The sequence below is a fragment of the Streptomyces sp. DH12 genome, from assembly GCF_020873895.1.
In the GTDB taxonomy this organism is placed as follows: domain Bacteria; phylum Actinomycetota; class Actinomycetes; order Streptomycetales; family Streptomycetaceae; genus Streptomyces.
The window spans coordinates 1-421 of record NZ_JAHWGT010001344.1 but is presented as its reverse complement, the minus strand read 5'-3'; the positions used below and the strand labels follow the sequence as shown (position 1 = coordinate 421).

The following is a 421-nucleotide window of genomic DNA, read 5'->3' as shown; positions in this document are numbered from 1 at the left end:
GTGGAGGGCAAGTGGGGACGTCTCCGCTTTCACCGTAGGTCATGCGACGACCCGCGGACACCTCTGGGAAGGAACCCGGTCATGCCGACCGTCCAGGACAAGGTCATCGCCATCACGGGCGCCAGCAGCGGCATCGGCGAGGCGACCGCGCGTCTCCTCGCCGGCAGGGGGGCCCGGCTCGTGCTCGGCGCCCGGCGCGAGGACCGGCTGAACGCCGTGGTGGACGGCATCACGGCCGGGGGAGGGACCGCCGCCGGCGTCGTCGTCGACGTCTCCCGCCGCGAGGACCTGCGCCGTCTCACCGGCACCGCGGTCGAGCGGTACGGCCGCCTCGACGTCCTCGTCTCCAACGCGGGCACCAAGGCCGTCTCCCCGTTCGACGAGCTCCGCCAGGACGACTGGGACGCCATGGTCGCCACGC

The 421-nt window shown here is 73.4% G+C and carries 1 protein-coding gene; it reads left to right on the top strand.

Annotated elements, in window-relative coordinates; translation table 11 throughout:
* Positions 1-81 precede the first annotated feature (81 nt).
* Positions 82-421, top strand: a 340-nt coding sequence (locus LPA54_RS40000; protein ID WP_228985327.1) for an SDR family oxidoreductase, incomplete at its 3' end; no start/stop codon positions are given.